The 5,339-nt window shown below is 61.7% G+C and carries 5 protein-coding genes; 1 reads left to right on the top strand and 4 read right to left on the bottom strand.

Annotation, left to right across the window (positions count from 1 at the left end):
* The 4 genes from AQY21_RS05060 to AQY21_RS05045 form a co-directional block, all read right to left on the bottom strand.
* The coding region (locus AQY21_RS05060; RefSeq protein ID WP_203416388.1) for a glycine betaine/L-proline ABC transporter ATP-binding protein at positions 1-969 on the bottom strand (969 nt) is incomplete at its 3' end.
* A 64-nt stretch (positions 970-1,033) separates the two neighbouring features.
* Positions 1,034-1,891 carry a glycine betaine ABC transporter substrate-binding protein gene (locus tag AQY21_RS05055; protein WP_199766697.1) on the bottom strand — a complete coding sequence of 286 codons (858 nt, stop codon included), beginning with the start codon at positions 1,889-1,891 and terminating at the stop codon, positions 1,034-1,036.
* A 61-nt stretch (positions 1,892-1,952) separates the two neighbouring features.
* Positions 1,953-3,281, bottom strand: coding sequence for an FAD-binding oxidoreductase (locus tag AQY21_RS05050; RefSeq protein ID WP_058096689.1), 1,329 nt, complete (start codon positions 3,279-3,281; stop codon positions 1,953-1,955).
* Between the two features lie 40 nt (positions 3,282-3,321).
* Complete coding sequence (locus AQY21_RS05045; RefSeq protein ID WP_058096688.1) at positions 3,322-4,236, bottom strand: dihydrodipicolinate synthase family protein; 915 nt, start codon at positions 4,234-4,236, stop codon at positions 3,322-3,324.
* Between the two features lie 173 nt (positions 4,237-4,409).
* On the opposite strand from AQY21_RS05045, the gene AQY21_RS05040 reads away from it, so the two are divergent.
* Entirely contained in the window at positions 4,410-5,123 is a 714-nt protein-coding gene (locus AQY21_RS05040; RefSeq protein ID WP_058096687.1) for a GntR family transcriptional regulator, read from the top strand.
* Positions 5,124-5,339: the final 216 nt, after the last annotated feature.

Here is a 5,339-nt window from a genome sequence, read left to right as displayed (position 1 = left end):
ATGCTGCAGCGTCAGGTCGATCAGTTCGTCGATATCTGCCTCGGGATGGGTGTGAGCGAAGGATGACACATCCTGGCCGGGGTTCTCGGCCTCGAACCGCGTCACCGGCTGCATGACGGAATGCGCCTTGATCAGGTGAAGGCGCGAGATGCCGGCAACGAAATCGGCGACGTAATCGTCGGCGGGGTTCAGGATGATCTCCTCGGCGGTGCCGGTCTGGATGATGACGCCGTCCTTCATGATGGCGATGCGGTCGCCGATGCGGATCGCCTCGTCGAGGTCATGGGTGATGAACACCGCCGACTTGCCCAGATCCTTGGTCAGCTGCCGGAACTCGTCCTGCAATTGCCGGCGGATCAGTGGGTCCAGCGCGGAAAACGGCTCGTCCATCAGGATGATCTCCGGGTCCGAGGTCAGTGCGCGGGCCAGACCCACCCGCTGCTGCATGCCGCCCGAGAGTTCCGACGGATAGCGTTGCATCCAGTCGCCGAGCCCGACCTTTTCCAAAGCAGCCTTGGCGCGGCCGTTGCGCTCGTCCTTGGAGATGCCCTGCACCTCGAGCCCGAAGGCTGCGTTTTCCAGAACGGTGCGATAGGGCAGCAAGGCCACGCTCTGGAACACCATCGAAATGTCGCGGGCGCGAAGCTGGCGCAATTCAGTCGCGCTCAGGCTGGACAGTTCGCGGCCCTTGACGGTGATCTTGCCGCTGGTCGGGGTGATAAGCCGGTTCAGCATGCGGATCAGGGTCGACTTGCCGCTTCCGGATAAGCCCATGATGCAGAAGATCTCACCGCGCCGGACCTGCAACGAGGCTTCGGAAACGCCGATGACGCATTCGAACTCCTGAAGCACGTCACGTTTGGACAGGCCTCGCTCGACGACCGCCTTCATCGCGGCAGGTGCGCGATCTCCGAAGATCTTCCAGACCGATTGGCAATCCAACAGGACATCATCAACGTTTTTCGACATGGCTTGCATATTCCCCCCGAATGAATGGCAGCGGGCCGCTGTCACGCCAGCGGCCCGGCAGGCGTCAGTAGCTCTTGATGTTTTCCCAGCGCTCAACCAACTCGGCATGCGCCTCCAGCCAGTCCTGGACCGCCTGATCCATGGTCTTTCCGTCGACGACGGCGGTGTTGATTTCCATGTTGGCTTCAAGGGGCACATAGATGGCGGCCAGCAGCTCGCGCGCCTCGGGGTGTTCCGCGGAGAAATCCTTGTGCGCGATCATGTGATAGGCACAGGGCGGAGCGAAGACGGCCTTCGGATCCTGCAGGAATTTCATGTCGAATTTCTGGAACATCCAACTGGGATTCCAGAGTGTTACCGCGATGGGTTGCTGGCGATCGACCGCAGATTTCAGCGCGGCGGTCATGCCGGCGGTGCTGCCTTCGACCAGTTCAAGCTCGATGCCGTATTCCTTCATCGCGTCGGCCGCGTCGCGCATCAGGCCCGAGCCGGGCTCGATGCCGATGATCTTGCCGCCGAGCAGGTCCGAGTTCGCGTTCAGCTCTTCGATCGACTCGATCTGGACATAACTGGGAACCGCGAAGGTCTGGTAGCAGCCAAAGGAGACGGTCGAGATCTTTTCCAGCCGGCTCTTGTTCTTGTTCCAGTAATCCTGGGCGATGTAATCCGTCTGCGACACCATTGCCTGCACGTCGCCCTTGGTCAGGGCAGCATAGGCGATGCCGATCTCGGAGAATTCGGTGACTTCGACCGTATAGCCCTTGTCCTCCAACACCTTCTTGGCGATGCCGGTGATCGGAACAAGATCCTCCCAAGCCATCGTGCCCAGCTTGATCGTCTTGTCCTGCGCCAGGGCAGGCAGTGCGCTCAGGCCGGCCACGGCGGCAACGGCAAGAGCTTTGCAGAAAGCCTTGATCTTCATCTTCTCTCCCTTCCATGAATTGACCGGATTGTGTCAGGTACTCCTCTGTCCGGTCGGCTGATTACCCTTCCCGGCCCGCGCGGATTTCTTGCAGGCGGATGACGATGCGGGCGCCGATCGTCGCGATCGGCGCCGGCGGAAGCCGGCTTGGCGGTAGATGATTGCGGTAGATGTCCAGCTGTTCGGACTGCCGGCCCGAGGCCAGATCGACGGCCATGATCCCTGCCAGCGTGCTTTTCACGGTTCCAAGCCCGTTTTCGCAGCAGGCGGAATAGACGTTTTCCTCGACCTCGCCGAAAGCCGGGCTATGATTCCAGCTCAGGCAAAGCCGGCCGCCCCAGCTGTAATCGAATGGCAGGCCGCGCAGATCCGGGTAGCGGGCGTCGAAGGAGGCGCGATGGGTTTTCGCCATCCGGCGCACGGTGCCTTCGGTCGTCTCGAGATCGGGGTTGTAGGTGAAGCGGCTGCGGATCACGATCCGCGAGCCTTCGGCATGGGTGATCTTGCGGATCGTGGCGCCCATCGGATCCGCAGGCAGCAGCGCCCAACGATCCCGGCCGGCCTTGTGGTGGAATGGGGCCGTCATCGACGCATAAGTGAAGACATGCATCAGCCGGCCCTTGAAGTGCCCGAAGCTCTGGATGTGACCATTGACGCCGAGGATGACCTTGGGCGCGGTCACCGATCCTCTCGGGGTCCGGGCTGTCCATTCCTTGCCCGCACGGGCAAGTTCAGTCACCGGCGAGTTCTCATATAGAGCGATTTTCGAGCCCAGCCCCTGGGCGAAGCGCCGGATGTAATCCGCGGGCTCGATCAGCACGGCCCCCGGCGTGAACACCCCGGACCTGTAGTAGCCGGTCCCGGTGAGCTCGCGCATTTCGGCGGTGTCGAGCAGCCGATAGGGCTCCCCGATCCGCGCCAGGGCGCCGCTGAAATCCGCATTGTGTTTCTCGCCATTAGCCGTGGCGGCGGCGTTGATCTTGCCGCAAGGATCGAAGGTCTCGACCGGCATCTCGTATTCGGCGGCGGCCTGTTTCGCGAAGTCGATGGCAAAACGGTTCAGGGCCATTTCGCGGATCGAGTCATTTGCATCGCCGACGGCGTAACCTCCCGTCGAAACGTTATGCGGCACGTCGATCATGTAGCCGGAATTGCGCCCGGCGGGGCCAAGTGCCAGTTCCCGGGCATCGACGACCGCGATGCGGGCGCCGGGATGGAGTTGCGTCACCCGACGCGCGGCGGCCAGACCCGCGAAGCCGGCACCGATTATCAGCCAATCCGCCGTGATGTCGCCGTCGAGTGCGCGGGCGGGGAAGGTTCGCGGCGCGATTGCCTCCCATCCCGACCGTCCGGTATCGACGGGCAGTTTCCTGACCTTGAGCGTGTTCACTGGATTATCCTTCGATCATCGGGTGCCGAGCGGGTTCGGTTCAGGCGGCCTGTTTGTCTGCAAGCACCTTGGCGACATTCGCCTGGAGGTCGGTAACGACTTGCTTGAACAGGGCTTTCTCTTCCTCGTTCAACTCGCCCAACGGTTTGCGGGCGATGCCTGCCGGCAAGCCGATCAACTCGCAGCCGTATTTGATCTTCGGCACGAACTTGAAGTTGGTCTCGAGCAGTTCCATCAGCGGCATCAGAGCCCCCATGATTGCCCGCCCCTTGGCGAAGTCGTTCTCGAGCACGCAGGCCTCGTAGAGCGCAATGGCTTCGGGGGCGATGAAGTTGGCGGGCCCGCAAACCCAACTGCGCGCACCCCAGGCGAAGAATTCGATCGCCTGGTCGTCCCACCCGCAGGACAGGGCGATGTTGGGGAATTTCAGCGCAAGGAGGTGGATGCTGTCGGTCGATCCGGTGCTTTCCTTGATGCCGACGATGTTCTTCGATGCGCTCACCAGGCGGAAATACTTTTCACCCATCTGGACGCCCATGCGGGCCGGATAGTTGTAGAGCATGGCCGGCAGGCCCGCCGCCTTGTCGATGGCGAGGGTGTGCTGCGCATTCTCTTCCTCGGTCGGCATGGCATAGGGGGGCGTGGTGATCAGGATGGCATCGGCACCGATTTCCCGAGCATGTTTGGCGTATTCGATGGAATCCTCGGTGCGGATGGCGCCCGTGCCGACGATCAGGGGCAGGCGATTGCCCACCACCTTGCGCGCATGCTCGGCGATCTCGAAGCGCTCCTTCTGCGTTTGGACATAATATTCTCCGGTCGAACCGGCGACGATGATCGCATGCACCTTGGCAGCGATCTGGGCCTCGAGGATCTCGGAATAGGCGTCAAAGTCGATCTCGCCCTGAGCGTTGTAGGGCGTCATCACCGGCGTCAGGATGCCTTCAAATGCCATGAACTTTCCTCCAGATATGCGCTGCCGGCTGCAACGGCAGTGCGGGTTGCAGGGGATACGGGCATGATTTCGTGAACCGCGCTAACAAGACGAATCGGTGCGCTTGCCGTTTGGTGAGATCAGTATATCATTAATAGACTACCAGTCTATGAAAAATAGAAAGGAGGCGGGAAATGCCCAAGGTGAGTGTTGAGCGAGGCAACCCGAAGGGCGGGTCCGATCGAAGGGCGGCGCTGGAAGATGCGCTCCGCCGCAGGATCCTCACTATGGAGATCCGGCCAGGGGCGCTGATCGACGAGTTCGCGCTGGCTGAGGAGTTCGGGTTATCTCGCCCTCCGGTGCGTGAACTGCTGCGGCAGATGGCAGGCGAAGGCTATATCGAGCTTGAGCCGAACCGCCCCCCCCGCGCCGCGTCGATGAGCTATGAAACGCTGCAGGATTACTATCCGGTGGCGTCGATGCTCTATGTGGCGACCACACGGCTTGCGGCCGAGGAGGCGACCCGGGAAGATGTCGAGAACCTCCGCCGGATCCAGGAACATTTCCGCCAAGCGGTGGAAAGCGGCGACGTGGAAGAGCGCGTCATGGCCAATAACGAGTTCCATTACGAGATCGGCAGGATCGCCAGGAATGACTTCCTGCTGCCCAGCCTGCGCCGCGCTCTGATCGACCACGGCCGCGTCGGGCGCACGTTTTTCCGACGCGATCCGGAAGCGGGAGAGCAATTGCGGCTCGCAGCCCAGCATCACGACCAGATCATCGATGCGATCGAGCGCCATGACGCTGATGCGGCAGAGACTATCGTGATCGCGCATTTCGACCTGTCTCGTCGCAATATCGCTGCTTATGCGCCCTCCGACGGCGATGAGGCGGTGGGCGGATTGTAAGCCAGGCGACAGTCGGAACCGGGCGGCGGGGCCTTGTGTCGAATCTGACAGGCGAGTTGCTCACTCATGTGGGCCACGAAACCGACGTGGTCCCGTGTCTGGCGCTATCAATGGTAGGCGGTTAAACTATCAACGAAATAACGGAGATGCGGGTGGCGAAGCGGTATACGGGCAACAGCAGCACAGAGCCCAGACAGGATCGGAAGGTGGACCTGG

It is taken from the genome of Paracoccus sp. MKU1, from assembly GCF_001447385.1.
Taxonomy (GTDB): domain Bacteria; phylum Pseudomonadota; class Alphaproteobacteria; order Rhodobacterales; family Rhodobacteraceae; genus Paracoccus.
Note: the sequence above shows the minus strand (reverse complement) of the source record. Positions and strands in the feature narration are given on the sequence as shown.